Below are 18,195 nucleotides of genomic sequence, written 5' to 3'. Positions count from 1 at the left end.
ATGAAAAGAGTTATAGTAGACTACGCCAAACTGACAAACGAAATTTTAAACCTTTTGGTTGAAAAATTTCCTGATGGTTATGATGATTCGGATGTTATCCGTTTTAGAAACGCTAAAAACGAATTAGTAGAAGCTGTTGAAGTTCGTACTGAAGACACTATTTATTTAGTAAAAATCAGTACTAAACTTGCTGACAGAATCGAAAATTATGATGAAGATGATGATATTGATCTTGATGTTGATACAATCGAGCCAGTAAAAGGTCTTGATCTTGATGATGATGCAGCAGATGATGATGACGATGATGACAATCAGGATAAACCAGACGTTGATGGCGGAGATGACGAAGATGACGATGACAGAGACCCAGACGATATAGCTGATGATGACGAAGATGAAGACGATGAAGATTAATCATTTTCTTTAATATATAGACAAAGGAACTCTATTTTTGAGTTCCTTTTTTTATTGCCATAGATAAAATAAATTATAAGAAAATTACTATATTTATATTTTAAAAAGTATTTTTAAAATATAGATTATTCGCCAATATGAAATCAGAATTACTGCACGCCAAACTGAAAGAAAGTTTCGGGTTTGAAAAATTCAGGCCAAATCAGGAAACAATAATAACAACTATTTTATCCGGACAGGATACATTAGCTATTATGCCTACAGGTGGTGGAAAATCAATATGTTTTCAGCTGCCGGCCCTTATATTACCGGGAATAACTATAGTTATATCTCCCCTGATCGCTCTAATGAAAGATCAGGTCGACAGTTTAAAAACAAATGGTATTGCGGCATGTTATATCAACAGTAGTCAATCATCTGATGAGCAGCAGTTTTACATCGATAATTTAAAATCGAATAATTTTAAACTCGTTTATATTGCTCCGGAAAGTTTATCGTATTTAGATAATGTCTTTAACGAATTGACAATCAGTTTAATTGCAATTGACGAAGCACATTGTATTTCGTCTTGGGGTCATGATTTTAGACCGGCATATACAAATTTAGGTTATCTAAAAAACCGCTTCCCTTCTACTCCTGTTTTAGCCTTAACTGCAACAGCCGATAAAGCAACGCGTGTAGATATAACCAAACAATTAAATTTAAAAAGCCCAAAAACTTTTGTAACTTCTTTTGATCGCGCAAATTTAAGTCTCGAAGTACGACCAGCATTAGATCGGGTAAAACAAATTATTGATTTTGTTGAAAACAAACCCAACGAATCAGGGATTATTTATTGCTTAAGCAGAAAAACTACAGAAGAACTTGCTGAGAAATTATCTAAAAATGGAATTTCTGCAAAAGCTTATCATGCAGGTTTAGACAATACAACACGAGCAAAAACTCAGGATCAATTTATAAACGACGATTGTCAGGTTGTATGCGCTACTATCGCATTTGGAATGGGAATTGACAAATCAAATGTCCGCTGGGTTATCCATTATAATTTGCCAAAAAATATTGAAGGTTATTATCAGGAAATCGGACGTGCAGGCCGTGATGGATTACCTGCTGAAACGGTTTTATTTGAAAGTTATGCAGATGTAATTCAACTTCAGAAATTTGCTTCTGAAGGGTTGAATTCTGATGTGCAGCTTGCAAAATTAGACCGAATGAAGCAATACGCAGACGCAGTAAGCTGCAGACGAAAAATTCTTCTTTCTTATTTTGGAGAACTAGTTACAGAAAACTGCGGTAATTGTGATATTTGCAAAAATCCCCCAACATTTTTTGATGGAACGATTCTCGCGCAAAAAGCACTTTCGGCGATTACAAGATTACAAGAATCTGAGCCTTTAGCTGTAATTGTAGACTTTTTAAGAGGTTCAAAAAACGCGTATATCTACGAAAAAAATTATCAAACGCTAAAAACGTACGGAATTGGTGCCGATATTTCCTGGTACGATTGGAATCAATACCTGATTCAGCTTATTAATTTAGGATATTGTGAAATTGCTTTTCATCAGCATAACAAAATTTTATTGACGTCTTTTGCCAAAAAAGTTCTATTTGAAGGAGAAAAAGTAAAACTGACAACGGTTGTTAAAAAAGTAATTGATAAAAACGAAATAAAACAAGAGAAAGCAAAAACTGCTGCCAAAAATTCTCTTTTTGAAACACTTAGAAAATTACGTTATGAAATTGCTAAGGAAGAAGAAGTTCCGGCCTATGTGATTTTCAGCGATGCTTCGTTAAGACATATGGAAATTTTAAGACCAATGAGCGATGAGGATTTCCTTGCTGTAGAAGGTGTTGGAAAAGCAAAACTCGAAAAATATGGGGCAGATTTTATTAACGCAATTATTGAATTTCAAAGAAATAAATCGGTTGTAAAAAAAGAAAAAAAGGAAAGCACGTATGCTAAAACTTTAGAGTTATTTCAAAATGGACATTCTATTGAAGAAATTGCCGGACAAAGAAATCTGGGAGAAACCACGATTGTTTCTCATTTGGCAAAATTATACGTTGACGGAAATGATTTCGATTTAAGTCAGTTTGTTTCAGATGGAGAAATCAATGAAATTAGAAAAGCTCAAGTTGAATTAGAAAATCCTAACGCTTTACGCCCTTATTATGATTACTTTGAAGAAAAAATGTCTTATGATAAAATTCGATTTGGTTTGGCGTTTTTGGAGAGAAAGCATCAAACTATTAAATAAATTAATATTGGCGTAGATGGTATACGGATTTTACGGGTTCGCTATCGCGAAGGCGCGGATTAATACGGATTTTTTGTAATTTCGAGGAACGAGAAATCGCACTAGAAACTCGACAAAGATTGATAATTCACTATGAGGAAATACTTGTGCGATTTCTCGTTCCTCGAAATGACAAAAGCAAAAAATCCTATGAAGTAAATTCACAGGATTTTTTTGTTTTTATAAATTTTAAGCCTTATAAATATCTTTCTTCAAAAACTTTTTGATGATGTTTTTGATGTCCAATCATAACAAAACCTAATGCGCGAACTGAAATCGGATTATTAGAAGCAGTCCCAATTCTTTTAAGCTGTTCTTCAGATAAACTTTTATAAAACAATAAAGTTGAATGTCTTAAAGCAGAGAGTTCAGTTAATAAATCCTGAATACTTCTTTTATTTGATTCTGTATTATTAGCATAATCATCTTCTTCAAAACTAGGTAAAGGTGTTTTATCGTTTCTTGAAAATCTCAAAGCGCGATAAGCAAAAATACGCTCAGTATCAATAACATGCTGGATAATATCCTTAATTGTCCATTTCCCTTCTGCATAGCGATAATCAAATTTATCCATTGGAATATTCTGAACAAATCGGATAAAATCATGAAGAGAAATTTCTAATTCTTCGATTAATTTTCCGTCGCCGGCTTCTTTGATATAAGTACCAAAATGGCCTGAATATTCATTTTCTAGTAACTGACTTGCAATCATTTTTTATAATTTTAAAGTTTACAGATAAGATTAAGCCGAATTTCTACTTGCATTCGTGTTTCCAAAAAGAGATCTCGTTACGATTTTTTCGTATACTTTGATAAGCTCTTCATTGGTCGAATTTTCTTTATTTAATTCATTGATTTTTAATAGTGCATATTGTTGTATTGTCAACAACGGCAGCACAATACGCTCTCTTATTTGAATTGATGCTATACCATCAGGATAATTTTCCATTAAGGTTTTATGACCCGCAATTTTTAATAAAAGACGTTTTGTTTCAGAGAATTCATCATAGATAATCTGCCAAAACTCACCAAACTCAGGATCTTTTCTCATGTAGGCCGTTAAAGGTAAAAATGATTTTGCCAATGACATCATACTGTTCTCTAAAAGTGTTTTAAAGAATAAAGAGTTGTGATACAAATCTTGCACTCTATCCCATTGACCGCTTTCTTCAAAATGTTTTAAAGCTGTTCCTACACCAAAAAATCCCGGTACATTTTGTTTTAACTGGCTCCATGAACCCACAAACGGAATTGCTCTTAAATCTGCAAAATCTAAAGATTCAGATTTACTTCTTTTTGAAGGTCGGCTTCCAATGTTAGTTTTAGAATAATATTTTAATGTACTCATTTTTTCCAAATACGGAATAAATTTAGGGTGATTCTTAAAACTTAAATATTTATTATAACCCAAATCTGCTAATTGAGTCAAAATTTGTGTTTCTTCTGCAGATAATTCATTCTTTTCTTTACTAAAAACCTGATTAGTTACACCAGCACTCAATAAGTTTTCAATATTATAGCGGCAAGAATCTAAAGTTCCAAAATTAGAACTGATTGTCTGCCCCTGAACCGTGATCTGGATTTCTTTGTTCTCAATTTTTGGACCTAAAGAAGCATAGAATTTATGTGTTTTACCACCCCCGCGCGCTGGAGGTCCTCCGCGGCCATCAAAGAAAATAGCTTTAATTCCGTATTTTCTTGAAATTTCAGTCAACGAAATTTTAGCCTGATAAATACTCCAGTTAGCCATTAAATAACCACCATCTTTTGTACCATCAGAAAAACCAAGCATAATTGTCTGCTCATTTCTTCTGGCTTTTAAATGCTTAGAATATTCAGGATTTGTATACAACTGCTCCATAATTTGATGGGCATTTTGTAAATCATCTACAGATTCAAAAAGCGGAATTATATCAACCGTTGGATTCTCCCAATTGTTCAAACGAATCATTGCAAAAGTCTCCATTACGTTTAGGGCACTTTCGTTATTACTAATAATATAACGATTAGCGCCTTCTTCTCCATTGTTTTTCTGAATAGTCTTAATTGCCTGTACAGATTCTAACGTCGATCTTGTAATTTCGCTTTCAAAATCGGCAGGGTTTAAATTTCCTTTTATTTTTGATAAAACATCAATTTTTTGATCCTCTGTCAATTCATAGTAATTCTTTGGAAAAATATCTGAACCTGAATTTAAGTAATAATTGACAACATCTTTAAAAACAGCATTATGAATTTTACTATTCTGGCGAATATCTAAAGTTGCAAAATGGAATCCAAATAAGTTAATTTTTACTAAAAGAGCTTCTAAATCATCTAAATATAAAGACTGATGTTTTTCAATAATTATAGTTCGAATCTTATTAAGCTGCGTCAATAATTCGTCTAAAGTGATAAAAATTTCACCATTAGAATAAAATACAGAACGGTAAAGTTTATGTTCAAGATCAGACACCAAAGTATCTACACCAGAGAAAGTTAGCTTTCTTTTTAAGTTTCTCATTTCAACATAATAACACTTTAAAATTGAGGTTCTTAATCGATCTGCAACTTTAAGCGTAATCTCTGTTGTAACGAATGGATTTCCGTCACGGTCACCACCCGGCCAGAATCCAAGTTTTATCAATTGATTATGAATAGGATTTCCGTTGTGAAGATTTTTTTGAAGATAATGTACAATTTCTCCGGCTGTAGCATAAAATACATTTTCGAGGTACCAAATTAAACTTACAGCTTCGTCGTAAGGATTTGGTTTTTCATGCTGAATAAAAGGTGTTTTTCCCAGCTGCGCCAATAATTGTTTGATCTGCAATAAATCGTTCTGACGAATTGCTTCAGTCAAATCGTTTATAATTCCTAAAACAGGTCCAGGATAAAACTGAGTTGGATGTGCTGTTAAAACCGTACGAACATTAAAATTTTCTAAAAAATTAACTAATTCGTCGTCTTTTTCTTTTGCATCTGATTTTTCTTTAATATCACGCAAAGATCCTCGCCCTTCCATATTATTAACTTCCGGAAAAGCAGCATCTTCGATAGCATCAAACAATACAATCTGACGTTCTATATATTGAATAAATCGAAACATAAGATCGATTTTCTCCGTTTCTGAAGCATTGTTTAGAAATTTGTTTGAAAAGAAATCAAAAATTTCTTTTGGAGTTTCCTGTTTTTTAAATCCCGTTTCGCACGTTTCTGTAAATAATGGCAGTAAAACACCTGTATTATCTATAGAATCAAATGGTAATGTTATGAAAACACTATTGTAAATGTGGTATTTAGAGAGAACGTCTTTATTAAAACGTTCTATTTTTGGCAACGTGTACATAAATTCTTTTATAGTTGGTTGGTTAATTGGTCATAAAAAAACCCCAAGAATAAACTTGAGGTTATATTTTAATATAGCATTCAAGAGGAATTCTTACATATTTTTGAAAATAGTATGCATCAAACGCTTCTTATCGTTAATACTTTCTTCTAATGAAATCATTGTTTCAGTTCTGTAAACACCATCGATATCATCAATCATGAAAATAACTTCTTTTGCGTGTTTTGTATCTTTTGCTCTGATTTTACAAAAGATATTAAATTTTCCTGTCGTTACAGATGCAACTGTTACGAATGGAATTTGATTGATACGCTCTAATACGAATTTAGTTTGTGATGTATTATTAAGGAATACCCCAACATAAGCAATAAATGAATAACCCAATTTATCGTAATCTAAGGCTAATGAAGACCCCATGATGATACCGGCATCCTCCATCTTTTTTACTCTAACGTGTACTGTACCAGCAGAAATCAATAATTTTTTTGCAATGTCAGTAAACGGAACTCTCGTATTGTCTATTAACATATCTAAAATCTGGTGATCTACTTCATCTAAACGAAATTTACTCATAATTCTTTAATTAATATTACTAATTGCTATTACAAAGTATAAAAATATATATAAAAAACAACAAATTCACATAAAAATTAACTTTTTATCAAACCGTTAACAAATTTAATATTTTTATCTAAATAAAAATCTGCTTTTTGGTTCATTTTCGGAATATTAAGATAATCATCAGAGTAAACAGCTTCATTCCCGTTGTATTCATAATGACCAAAATAATTTTCCAATTCGCCTGCTTCTACGATATAAGCATTAAAATGAATCTTATTTTCAATCAATTCTTCTTTGTATTGTGCGACAAAATTCGTAATAATTTCGATACCATCATAATTTATTTTGATATTTTTATACATAAAATCATAAAAAACGACTTTATTTTGTGAAATATTCAAATAATCAGAAATTCTATTGACAACTAAATCGTTTTCGCTTATGAGTTTGAAGCCTGAAATTAGTGAGAAAAATATGTATTTTCTTGTAATTTCCCTGTCGTAATCATTAGGAAAATGGCCGGCTTCAAATAATATAGTAGGAACCCCTAAAAACTGAAAAGTATCTCCTATACAGTTTATATTGAATGAATCGTCAAATCTTCCTACTTGTCCGGGAATATATTTTTGCAATTCGTCGTTAATTCCTGCAATTAAATTGATTGCTTTTTGTCTGTTTTCATTTACTTCTCTTTCTTCATTATACGATGGGGCTAAAAAAGAGACAGTTGCAGGCTTGCCAGTATCGCCAGCACCAAAAATAGTACGCTGATCGTGCAGATTAAAGCAGTAATGAGGTTTAAAAGTTTCGAAAACCTCTCTTAAAATGTTGCTTTCAGGCTGTGTTAAATTTTGAGAATCGCGATTTAAGTCAATTTTATTAGCATTTTCGCGTGTATAAAGTCTTGCACCATCCGGATTTAAGATTGGAATCGCATAAAATGTAAATGCTGCCAGCATTTTTTCAGCAAAATCAGACTTGCTGTTTAATACGTTTATAAAGTCAAAAAGTGCTTTTGTTGTGGTACTTTCGTTTCCATGCATTTGAGACCATAAATATATACGTGTTTTTCCTGTTCCAATTTCATAACTATATATAGGTTCTCCTAAAACAGATTTCCCAATAACCTTAACTTGATTATCAGTATTTAGTTTATCTAATAATGGCTTAATATGATCTAAAGTTAGATATCGGCCTTCGATTGACTGCTCTTTGTATTGGTTAAATAATTCTTCTAAATTCATTGTGTTTTGATTAGTTTACAAAAGTAAACATCTTTATTTTTACAATTGTAAACAAGAAAAAATCAGAGAAATTTAGAAATGTAAACACATTTAATAATAGATTTTATGGTTTTAAGCGAAATATGGTTAACAATTGTTATTACTTTAAGTATAAAAATGTAAAAGCTTGTATTTCAATATATTAATTGTGTTCACATGAAGTAACAGTAACATATTAAAAGCTTATTTTGAGCATTTTGCAACTGTAAAATTGCATTATCAAATCTTTTTAATTACATTTGTAAACATGTATGATTTAAATTAGAATTTACAATGGTAAACATTGATGATTTTGTAAAAAGGCTGGAAATTATACTGGATTATTACGGACTAAACGCCTCTTCTTTTGCAGATAAAATTGGCGTGCAGCGTTCGAGTATGTCTCACCTGCTCTCTGGAAGAAACAAGCCAAGTCTTGATTTTGTCATGAAAATTTTGGATGTTTTTCCGGAAGTAGATTTATATTGGATTTTAATTGGAAAAGGAAATTTTCCAAAATCAGAAAATAAAACGATCTCAAATTTTCAAAATACAGATTCAGATTTCCCTTCTTCATCAAGCAAAAATTATTCCGGAGAAGATTTATTTATTCCAATAAATAACGATGAAAATAAATCAGTAATTAAAAGTTCGATCGAAATCAAAAAACCAAATTTAAGTTTTGAAGAAGACGAAATTGAGAAAATAGTAATTTTCTATAAAAATGGAATTTTTAAGGCATATGTACCATAGATTGAAAATTTCGCGTATTTGAAAATTTTAAAAAATAATTTTCATTTAAGGGATTCTCGCGAATCTGAAAAAACATCAAAAAATTAGATTTGAATTCCGTTTCCAGGAATTTTTCCTAAAACACCTTTATAATGCTGTTTTAAAATTTCCCAATCGGCTTCGTAATTTCCAGTCGGATAAAATGGCTTTCCTAAATTAACTTCTTTCCCGCTCCAGTTAAAAGCAACCGGAACAATTGGTACATTCGCTTTAAGCGCTATATAATAAAATCCTGTTTTAATTTCGGTTACACCTTTTCGTGTTCCCTCTGGCGCAACAGCCAAACGAAAAACTTCTTTACGATCAAAAATAGCGGCGATAGAATCTACTTTATTTAATCCACCGGTGCGATCAATTGGTTCACCGCCCACGTTTCTAAAATAATAACCAAACGGAAACTTGAATAATTCTTTCTTTCCAACCCAGTTCATCTGCAAGCCAGAAATACCACGGGTTAAAAGACCTATATAAAAATCATGATTACTGGTATGCGGCATAACCATTAATATACATTTTTTCACTTCAGCATTTTCCATTCCCACTATCTTCCAGCCCATTAGCTTAAAAAAGATGAATTTGTATAGTCTTTTCTTCATTAAAATTTAATATTTCTTGCAAAATAAAAGATTTAAAATGGTATTTTTGAGTAAAAGCATTACAAAATGATTCAAAAATTATTCAGTTATCTATATCCAATTAAAATTTTCAAAAAAAAATCAGCCCGAAGCAAAGTAATCGAAATTACCTGGGCAAATGGAGAATTAGTTTTAGATTCTGAAAACACAAATTATTCATACGGAAGTTTACAGCGTATATTAAGGTATGGCCTTCGAAATATTGGTTATGATAAAGTAGTAAAAATGGATCATATTCTGGTTCTGGGAGTTGCCGGCGGAAGCGTAATAAAAACCCTTGTTGACGAAATTAACTATAAAGGTAAAATTACCGGAGTTGAAATCGATCCTGATATGATTCAAATTGCAAATCAATATTTTAATCTAAATGAGATAAAGCAGCTTGAAGTTATTATTGATGATGCATTTGAATTTGTTTTAAAAACAAAAGACCGATATAATTTAATAATTATTGATATTTTTGAAGATACCAATATGCCAAACTTTTTGTTCGAAAAGTTTTTTAGCGAACGAGTTTGCTTTCTTCTAAAAGATCAGGGCTTTATTTTATTTAATACCATGATTCTCGATGAAGCACATAATGTTCGAAACAGAAAATATATTACCGAAATAAACTCACAATTATTTACTTCAAAAATGCTGCCCCGCATAGAAGTTCATAATGAATTAATAATAATCGAAAAAGTAGCCTAAATTTAATTTTATGAAATCCCTTGTATCTATATTAAAAGCCTTACCACCTACTAAAATAATTGATGCCTCTATTGATTTTTCAAAATACCTTCCTTTAGATTTATCCATAACAAATACTGAATTAGTCGAAAGTAAACCCGAAACGGCTGCAGATTTTGAGCGTTTTATTTTTGCCTACCTTACTGATAATAACGCCGAAGTTGCTTACGGAGGTTATATTGAAGGACGTAACTTATATAAAAGAAGCACCATTTTTAAAAATGATTCGGTTCCGGAACGAAATATTCACATTGGACTTGATTTATGGGCAAAAGCTGCAACTGCCGTTTTAGCGCCGCTTGACGGAAAAGTGCATAGTTTTCAAAATAATGAAGGTTTAGGAGATTACGGACCGACTATAATATTAGAACATGAAGTAGAAAACGAGAAATTTTATACTTTATACGGACATTTATCGTTAGAAAGTATAGAAAACCTTACCGTTGGGACAATTTTTAAGAAAGGTGAACAAATTGCTGCTTTAGGAAATTCAACTGTTAACGGAGATTACGCACCTCATGTTCACTTTCAGATTATAAAAAACTTAGGAGACAAATGGGGCGATTATCCCGGTGTCTGCAACACAAATGATTTAAATTTTTATATTGAAAACTGCCCCGACCCAAACTTATTATTAAAAATAACTTAAATGATTATGAAGAAAGCGGGATTGATTATATGTTTGTTGTTATTAATTGGATGTAAATCGAAAACTGTAAGCAGAGATACTGAAGATTTAAAAATTAAAAAAGTTTCTAACGCCGATATTAATTCTGAGCAGCAAAGAAAAGCTTATGAATTAGGCAAAAGAGTTTTAGAAACCTGTAATACATCAAAGTTTAAGCCTTTTAATGAAACCGAAGTTACTCAGTCTGTTAGAGAAAACACGACCGAAGAAAGATTGACTAAAACCTGCACAAGATTTAGACAATATTATGGAAGTTTTATTGATTTAAAATTAGACGGCGTTTACAAAACCAAACAAGAAGTTATTTACCGCTACCACGCTTTATACAGCAAAAAAGTAGCAAACAAAGAACTTCGTATTTTTGTAAATGAAGAAAATTTAATATCTGCTATTAAATCAATGGATTGGGATGAAAAATTTGATGCAAAAATAGCCGAACAATAAAGTAAAAATATATGAAATTAAAAATGCCGCTTCTTTTGTTACTGTTTATTTCATTTTTTGCAAATGCCCAGCAGACTATGAGTGTAAAAGGATCTCAGCCCTTTTCGGCAACACAGGATTATACTTTTATCTGCGAAAAATATGCTTTTACGGGCGAAACTAATATTCAGATTGCAAAAACAGATAAAGGGGGCATTTTAAAAATTACTATTGCGACTTCAAATGATAAAGCCAGAATTGCCGGAGGTCTTTACGTAGATTTGGCAAATGCCGATGTTATTGCCTGTGTCGATAAAAACGTAAAGGAATCTGCAGACGGAAAGACAGCTTCTTACTATTATTTTACTCCTGCCGAATTTGCTAAACTCAAAAAAACAGATATTTATGCCGTAAGATTTATCATAAATGGCGGATCAAATACTTTTGGTAACGAAACGGGATATTTTACGGCGCATAACAAAAAGAATTATTTTTCAACGGCTTACGATAAATCTAAAAAGAGTTACGACACTGCAAAAGAAATTAGTATTTTATAAATGTAAGGTTTATAAAAAAAAATGTAAGGTTTATAAAATAAATCTTATATTTATAATCTAATTTCCAAATTTATGACACCTAACGAAGCTTTTATTATAAAGTTCTATACTGCTTTTGCCAATTCTGATTTTAAAACAATGGCAGAATGTTATCATCCAAAAATACACTTTATTGATCCCGCATTTGGTTTATTAAAAGAAGAACAAGTTTCGAAAATGTGGGAGATGCTGCTTATTAGAAGCAAAGGAAACATTAAAATTGAATTCTTTGATGTAAAAGCAGATGAATTTACCGGCTCGGCAAAATGGGTAGCCGCCTATAATTTCAGTAAAACAAATCGTAATGTAACAAATAGAGTTTCGGCCGAGTTCGTATTTCAGGACGGCCTAATCATCAAACATACAGATAATTTTGATGTCTGGAAATGGTCAAAACAAGCCTTTGGACCAACTGGATATTTACTAGGCTGGACAGGATTTTTCCATAAAAAAATTCAGGAACAAGCCTTGCTTTCCCTTAAAAAATTTCAGGAATCTAAATAACGTAGAAAAGCCGGTTTAAATCGTAGTTTTTTTTTAAACACAAAGTTCAGTTCACTAAGGTTTTTTCACAAAGATTGCAAAGGTTTTTGATTTATAAAAGTTTTTTTTAAGATCTCAAAGTTTAGTTTGAGATTATCAATTATAAAAGTAAGCCCGGGAGTTTTAAAACTCTCAGGCTTATTTACTTTATTTATTTTAAAACCAGCTTTGTGACCTTAAAAAAACTTGCTTTTAAACTAGAAAACTTTGCAATCTTTGTGAAAAAAACTTAGCGCTCTTTGTGTTAAAATTAAAAGTTAGAATAAAATTAAGATTTAAACCAGCTCTTCACTAATTTATCTTCAAATGAAGCAGCGTTTTTATGAACAAATTCATTAGTATCTTTATTATAAGAATAATCTAAAGCCCAAGTTTTATGGTTTTTAGCCAAGTCTATAATACTATTACACACAAAAGCAATTTCTTTATCAGTTGTAGTTGGATGAATTGACATTCTAATCCATCCTGGTTTTTTTATTAAATCACCAATTGTAATTTCATTAACCAGTTTATTAGAAGTTTCCTGATCTACGTGTAATAAATAATGACCGTAAGTTCCCGCACAACTGCATCCGCCTCGAGTTTGAACCCCGAATTTGTCGTTTAATAATTTTACACCTAAATTAAAATGCAGATCTTCAATAAAAAATGAAATTACACCCAAACGGTTTTTATGCTGACCAGCCAAAATTTTAATATTTTCAACTGGATCTAACTGACTAAAAACAAAATCAACAATTTCGTGTTCACGCTGCAAAATGTTTTCAATTCCCATTTCTTCCTTTAGCTCAATTGCCAAAGCGGTTTTAATAACCTGAAGAAATCCCGGAGTCCCGCCATCTTCACGATCCTCTATATTATCAATATATTTATGTTCGCCCCACGGGTTTGTCCAGCTCACTGTTCCCCCGCCCGGACAATCCGGAATCATATTATTGTATAGTTTCTTATTGAAAATTAAAACTCCCGAAGTTCCTGGACCGCCAAGAAATTTATGCGGAGAAAAGAAAATCGCATCCAGATAAGCTTCAGAATCTGCAGGATGCATATCAATTTCTACATAAGGGCCTGAACAGGCAAAATCTACAAAACAAACTCCATTATATTGGTGCATTAATTTTGCTGCTTCATGAAAAGGGGTTTTTAAACCCGTAACATTTGAGCAGGAAGTAATCGATGCAATTTTTATAGTCCTGTCGCTGTATTTCTGTAATAATAGTTCTAGATTGTCTAAACAAAAAAGACCTTTTTCACAAGACGGAATAATTTCAACATCAGCAATTGTTTCTAACCATGAAGTTTGATTAGAATGATGCTCCATATGAGAGATAAAAACGATCGGTTTTTTTTCAGCCGGAACTGTGGTGAAATTTTTAAGGTTTTCAGGGATTTTTAAACCTAAAATGCGCTGGAATTTATTGATAACGCCAGTCATTCCTGTTCCATCCGTAATTAAAACATCATCTTCACTTGCGTTTGTATGACGTTTTATAATATGTCTTGCGTGGTGATATGCCTTTGTCATGGCAGTTCCAGACACAGTTGTTTCTGTATGTGTATTGGCAACAAACGGTCCAAATTGATTCAAAAGTTTCTCCTCAATTGGTCTGTAGAGCCTTCCGCTGGCAGTCCAATCGGTATAAATAATATTTTTTTTGCCAAAAGGTGACATAAATTCCTGATCTATGCCAACGATATGCTGTCTAAAATCCTGAAAATAAGTTTCTAGATTGATGGTACTATTTTTGGTATTCATTTGTTGTGCCTGTGTTTAACTGCAAATATATTGCTTTTTTCTAAAATTGAGAATTTATCAATTCTAAACTTCAAACTTTAAATAAATTTTTAATATTTTTAGTTAAACAGTGATTTTTTAGATAAATTATCATAATATTCTATCGGATTAATAGGGCATGTAAACTTTAAACTATTTACATTTATGGGAAATTTATCAACAGCCACTTTTGGTGGTGGATGTTTTTGGTGTGTAGAAGCTGTGATTCAGCGTTTAAAAGGTGTTGAGATAATAAAATCTGGTTACTCAGATGGTTTTATAAAAAATCCTGCATATCGTGAAGTATGTACAGGACGAACAGGTCATGCAGAAGTTATTCAGGTTACTTTTGACTCTGACATAATTTCATATCATGATTTACTAACCGTTTTTATGACAAGTCACGATCCAACAACCTTAAATCGTCAGGGCGGTGACAGCGGAACGCAGTATCGTTCGATAGTTTTGTATCATGACGAATCGCAAAAAGAAATTTCGGAACAAGTTTTTGAAGAAGTTCAGCCCGTTTATGCAGATCCAATTGTAACGGAGTTAAAACCTTTTGAAGTGTTTTATGAAGCCGAAGATTATCATCAAAATTATTACAACAATAATCAGGAAGCTGGGTATTGCCAGGTTGTAATCGACCCAAAAGTTCAAAAACTTAAAAAAATGTATGCTGATAAATTAATTGGCTGATATTTTTTTTTCAGTCACAGATTACACAGATTAAAAGGATTTCTCTTTTTTTGACGGGGTAAATAGAAAAAAATGAACACAGATTTAAAAAAAACGTTTAATTTAACTCGTGTAATCTGTCAGCCAAATATAAAAAAATTAAAAAATGTATGCTGATAATTTTTCAGCCACAGATTAAAAGTATTTTTTTTAAAATCTGTGTAGATTCTAAATATTTACAAATAAGAGAGGAGAAATCCTTTTAATCTGTGTAATCTGTGGCCCAAACATAAAACACAAATGAAAAATTTAAAAATAAATAATAGATTTACTGCCGAATTGCCAGCAGATTCTGATTTAACGAATGAAATTCGTCAAGTTAGAAATACTGCTTTTTCATATGTAAATCCAACAAAACCTTCAAATCCTAAATTAATTCACGCTTCTGATGAAGTAGCTGAAATGGTTGGAATTTCAAAAGATGAAATTCAATCTGAGGAATTTTTAGATGTATTTTCAGGAAATGAAATCCTTCCTGATACACAACCTTACGCCATGTGTTATGCCGGGCATCAGTTCGGAAATTGGGCAGGGCAATTGGGCGACGGACGTGCTATTAATTTAGCAGAGGTAGAAAATAATAATCAGTTTTTTACCCTTCAATTAAAGGGTGCCGGTAAAACACCTTATTCCAGAACTGCAGATGGTTTGGCAGTTTTGCGATCTTCGATAAGAGAATATTTATGTGCAGAAGCCATGTACCATTTAGGCGTTCCCACTACCCGATCTCTTTCGTTGATTCTTTCCGGAGATCAGGTTTTGCGTGATATTTTATACAATGGAAATCCTGCTTACGAAAAAGGTGCAATTGTATGTCGTGTTGCACCTTCTTTTATTCGTTTTGGAAGTTTTGAAATGCTGACAGCCAGAAACGAGCTTAAAAATTTAAAACAATTTGTAGAATATAATATCAAGTATTATTTTCCTGAAATTACCGGCGAGCCAAAAGAACAATATTTACAGTTCTTTAAAAAAGCGGCAGATACGACCCGCGAAATGATTTTGCATTGGCAGCGTGTAGGTTTTGTTCACGGCGTAATGAATACAGATAATATGTCAATTCACGGAATTACAATTGATTATGGCCCTTACGGATGGCTTGAAAATTATGATCCGAACTGGACACCAAATACTACAGACAGTCAAAACAGAAGATATCGTTTTGGGAACCAGCCGCAGATTGCGCATTGGAATTTATATCAATTGGCAAACGCTATTTATCCTTTGATTAATGAAACGGAGCAGTTAGAAAAAATCTTAGAATCATTTATGGATGATTTTATTGTAGATTATAAGCAAATGTTTTTAAGTAAATTAGGAGTATTTACTTCAACTGAAACTGATAATGATTTGATCGATAATCTAGAAACGATTTTACAATTAACAGAAACAGATATGACGATCTTTTTTAGAAATTTAAGTTCTGTTAAAAAGTCTGATTCTGTTGAAAAAGCGATTGAGAAAATTCAATTTTCGTTCTATAAAATCGAAGAAGTTTCAGGAGATATTTTAGATGCCTGGAAAAAATGGTTTGCAGTTTATCTGAATAGATTGAACTCTGAAGAATTATCAGATAAAGAACGTTCACAAAAAATGAACTTGATTAATCCGAAATATGTACTTCGAAATTATATGGCACAATTAGCTATTGATGCAGCTGATAAAGAAGATTATTCATTGATAAACGAGCTGTATACATTATTGCAAAAACCATACGATGAACAGCCGGAATACGAAAAATGGTTTGCAAAACGCCCGGATTGGGCACGATCTAAAGTAGGATGCTCTATGCTTTCTTGTAGTTCTTAGATTTTTTTGCCACGAATTACACTAATTTTCACGAATTTTTTTAAAGCTGTCACATCGAGCGAAATCGAGATGCGAGTATGTTCTCGACTTCGCTCGAACTGACAAAAATATTAATTCGTGAAAATTAGTGTAATTAGTGGCAAACTTATTTCGATGTAATATAATCCACAATCATATTAGCGTGAATTCTTGAATTTTCGATAAACCATTTATGCGTCTGCATTCCTCCGCAGACAACGCCTGCAAGGAATAAACCTTCAACATTCGTTTCCATCGTTTCAGGATTATAAGTTGGAATTTTCAATTCGTCGTTTGAAAGCTGGATTCCTATATTTTCAAGAAAATTTAAATCTGGTTTATAGCCTGTTAAAGCCAGAACAAAATCATTTTCGATTGTCACTTTTCCGGTTGGAGTTTCAATTTCAACTTCATTATCACGGATTTCAGTTATATTCGATTCAAAATAAGCTTTGATACTTCCTTCAGCAATTCGGTTTTCGATATCGGGTTTAACCCAATATTTTACTCGATTATTGATTTCATTTTTGCGAATTACCATCGTTACGTTCGCTCCTTTTCGCCAGCATTCTAAAGCAGCATCAACAGATGAATTATTAGCACCTACAATCACGACATTTCTAAAAGCATATTCGTGTGCTTCTTTATAATAGTGGCGAACTTTGGGCAATTCCTCTCCTTTTATATTCATTTGAATTGGAATATCATAAAAACCGGTTGCAATAACAACGTTTTTCGATTTATATAAATTTTTATCGGTAGATATTTCGAAAACAGAATTTCCTGTTTTTTTAATTTCGGTTACTTTTTCAAATAAATTGATATTGAAATTAAAATAACGATGAATATTTCGATAATATTCTAAAGCCTCCTGACGACCTGGTTTAGGCGCTAAACAGTTAAACGGAATATCGCCAATTTCAAGTCTTTCGGCAGTTGAGAAAAAAGTCATATACAATGGATAATTGAATATACTGTTTGCTATTGCACCTTTTTCTATAATTAAATAATGTAAGTTTTTCTTTTGAGCTTCTATTGCGCAAGCCAGACCTATTGGTCCGCCGCCCACAATAATTAAATCATATTGATCAGCCATATTATTCTTTTCCCCAGTTTTTAAAAGGATTTTTGCTCAAATAAGCATTATAATATCTTTCGTCATTTGTTACTTCTTCTCCCAGCCAGTCAGGTTTTTCAAAACTTTCATCTTCAGACAGCAGTTCAATTTCAGCCATTATTAAGCCTTCATTTTCGCCATAAAATTCATCTACTTCATAAATATGATTTCCGAGTTTAATCTCATAACGAGTTTTCTCAATTTTACCTTTTTCGCATAATTTAAGAAGTTCAGCAGCTTCGTCAAGCGGAATTTGATTTTCCCATTCAAAACGAGACATTCCACCCTGATGCCCAATACCTTTTATGGTTAAAAAAGCTTTTTCCCCTTTAATTCTTACACGAACTGTTCTTTCAGGCATTGAGCTTAAATAACCTTGCGCAATTTTATTTTTTGCAAATGCCTGTTCTTTAAAATCGTCTGATTTTACAAGAAATTTTCTTTCTATTTCGAGCATTTTAAGTCTTA

18 protein-coding genes are annotated in these 18,195 nt (G+C 32.1%); 10 read left to right on the top strand and 8 right to left on the bottom strand.

Annotated elements, in window-relative coordinates; translation table 11 throughout:
* Together LUU93_RS02855 and recQ are read left to right on the top strand one after the other, a co-directional pair.
* Positions 1-414 (top strand): DNA primase, encoded by a 414-nt coding sequence (locus tag LUU93_RS02855; RefSeq protein ID WP_232678016.1) that lies wholly within the window; start codon positions 1-3, stop codon positions 412-414.
* A 137-nt stretch (positions 415-551) separates the two neighbouring features.
* A complete protein-coding gene (gene recQ, locus LUU93_RS02850; protein WP_232678014.1) occupies positions 552-2,672 on the top strand; it encodes a DNA helicase RecQ in 2,121 nt (706 codons plus the stop codon).
* A 235-nt stretch (positions 2,673-2,907) separates the two neighbouring features.
* Here the strand turns inward: recQ and LUU93_RS02845 are convergent, their stop codons facing one another.
* The 4 genes from LUU93_RS02845 to LUU93_RS02830 all read right to left on the bottom strand — a co-directional run bounded on the left by LUU93_RS02845 (position 2,908) and on the right by LUU93_RS02830 (position 7,844).
* Complete coding sequence (locus tag LUU93_RS02845; protein ID WP_232678012.1) at positions 2,908-3,423, bottom strand: DinB family protein; 516 nt, start codon at positions 3,421-3,423, stop codon at positions 2,908-2,910.
* A gap of 30 nt (positions 3,424-3,453) precedes the next feature.
* Entirely contained in the window at positions 3,454-6,039 is a 2,586-nt protein-coding gene (locus LUU93_RS02840) for a phosphoenolpyruvate carboxylase (protein WP_232678008.1), read from the bottom strand.
* A 93-nt stretch (positions 6,040-6,132) separates the two neighbouring features.
* The gene (locus LUU93_RS02835) at positions 6,133-6,612 is read right to left on the bottom strand and encodes an Lrp/AsnC family transcriptional regulator (protein ID WP_008468989.1); all 480 of its coding nucleotides are present in this window, start codon (positions 6,610-6,612) and stop codon (positions 6,133-6,135) included.
* A gap of 77 nt (positions 6,613-6,689) precedes the next feature.
* Positions 6,690-7,844: a M14 family metallopeptidase gene (locus tag LUU93_RS02830; RefSeq protein WP_232678004.1), complete on the bottom strand. Its 1,155-nt coding sequence runs from the start codon at positions 7,842-7,844 to the stop codon at positions 6,690-6,692.
* Positions 7,845-8,156: 312 nt separating this feature from the next.
* Here LUU93_RS02830 and LUU93_RS02825 point away from each other — a divergent pair, with 312 nt between their 5' ends.
* Positions 8,157-8,615 (top strand): helix-turn-helix domain-containing protein, encoded by a 459-nt coding sequence (locus tag LUU93_RS02825; protein WP_232678002.1) that lies wholly within the window; start codon positions 8,157-8,159, stop codon positions 8,613-8,615.
* 83 nt (positions 8,616-8,698) lie between these two features.
* On the opposite strand, the gene LUU93_RS02820 is transcribed toward LUU93_RS02825, so the two are convergent.
* Positions 8,699-9,250, bottom strand: a complete 552-nt coding sequence (locus LUU93_RS02820; RefSeq protein ID WP_232678001.1) for a 1-acyl-sn-glycerol-3-phosphate acyltransferase — start codon at positions 9,248-9,250, stop codon at positions 8,699-8,701.
* A gap of 66 nt (positions 9,251-9,316) precedes the next feature.
* On the opposite strand from LUU93_RS02820, the gene LUU93_RS02815 reads away from it, so the two are divergent.
* The 5 genes from LUU93_RS02815 (at position 9,317) to LUU93_RS02795 (ending at position 12,232) form a co-directional block, all read left to right on the top strand.
* Positions 9,317-9,982, top strand: coding sequence for a spermidine synthase (locus LUU93_RS02815; protein WP_232677995.1), 666 nt, complete (start codon positions 9,317-9,319; stop codon positions 9,980-9,982).
* A 10-nt stretch (positions 9,983-9,992) separates the two neighbouring features.
* Complete coding sequence (locus LUU93_RS02810) at positions 9,993-10,670, top strand: peptidoglycan DD-metalloendopeptidase family protein (RefSeq protein ID WP_232677993.1); 678 nt, start codon at positions 9,993-9,995, stop codon at positions 10,668-10,670.
* A 6-nt stretch (positions 10,671-10,676) separates the two neighbouring features.
* Complete coding sequence (locus LUU93_RS02805; protein ID WP_232678702.1) at positions 10,677-11,153, top strand: hypothetical protein; 477 nt, start codon at positions 10,677-10,679, stop codon at positions 11,151-11,153.
* 11 nt (positions 11,154-11,164) lie between these two features.
* Entirely contained in the window at positions 11,165-11,689 is a 525-nt protein-coding gene (locus LUU93_RS02800) for a hypothetical protein (RefSeq protein WP_232677991.1), read from the top strand.
* A 72-nt stretch (positions 11,690-11,761) separates the two neighbouring features.
* Positions 11,762-12,232: a nuclear transport factor 2 family protein gene (locus tag LUU93_RS02795; protein ID WP_232677988.1), complete on the top strand. Its 471-nt coding sequence runs from the start codon at positions 11,762-11,764 to the stop codon at positions 12,230-12,232.
* 307 nt (positions 12,233-12,539) lie between these two features.
* Here the strand turns inward: LUU93_RS02795 and LUU93_RS02790 are convergent, their stop codons facing one another.
* Positions 12,540-14,027, bottom strand: a complete 1,488-nt coding sequence (locus LUU93_RS02790) for an aminotransferase class V-fold PLP-dependent enzyme (protein WP_232677987.1) — start codon at positions 14,025-14,027, stop codon at positions 12,540-12,542.
* A gap of 183 nt (positions 14,028-14,210) precedes the next feature.
* On the opposite strand from LUU93_RS02790, the gene msrA reads away from it, so the two are divergent.
* The gene (gene msrA, locus LUU93_RS02785; protein WP_232677986.1) at positions 14,211-14,744 is read left to right on the top strand and encodes a peptide-methionine (S)-S-oxide reductase MsrA; all 534 of its coding nucleotides are present in this window, start codon (positions 14,211-14,213) and stop codon (positions 14,742-14,744) included.
* Positions 14,745-15,023: 279 nt separating this feature from the next.
* Complete coding sequence (locus LUU93_RS02780) at positions 15,024-16,592, top strand: protein adenylyltransferase SelO (protein ID WP_232677985.1); 1,569 nt, start codon at positions 15,024-15,026, stop codon at positions 16,590-16,592.
* 145 nt (positions 16,593-16,737) lie between these two features.
* Here LUU93_RS02780 and LUU93_RS02775 read toward each other — a convergent pair whose 3' ends face one another.
* Positions 16,738-17,706, bottom strand: a complete 969-nt coding sequence (locus LUU93_RS02775) for a YpdA family putative bacillithiol disulfide reductase (protein WP_232677984.1) — start codon at positions 17,704-17,706, stop codon at positions 16,738-16,740.
* Between the two features lies 1 nt (position 17,707).
* Positions 17,708-18,184: a CYTH domain-containing protein gene (locus LUU93_RS02770; protein ID WP_232677983.1), complete on the bottom strand. Its 477-nt coding sequence runs from the start codon at positions 18,182-18,184 to the stop codon at positions 17,708-17,710.
* Positions 18,185-18,195 lie beyond the last annotated feature (11 nt).

Origin of the sequence: Flavobacterium soyae, assembly GCF_021245985.1 — a bacterium.
GTDB classification, from domain to species: Bacteria; Bacteroidota; Bacteroidia; order Flavobacteriales; family Flavobacteriaceae; genus Flavobacterium; species Flavobacterium soyae.
This window is presented reverse-complemented; position numbering and strand designations above follow the sequence as displayed.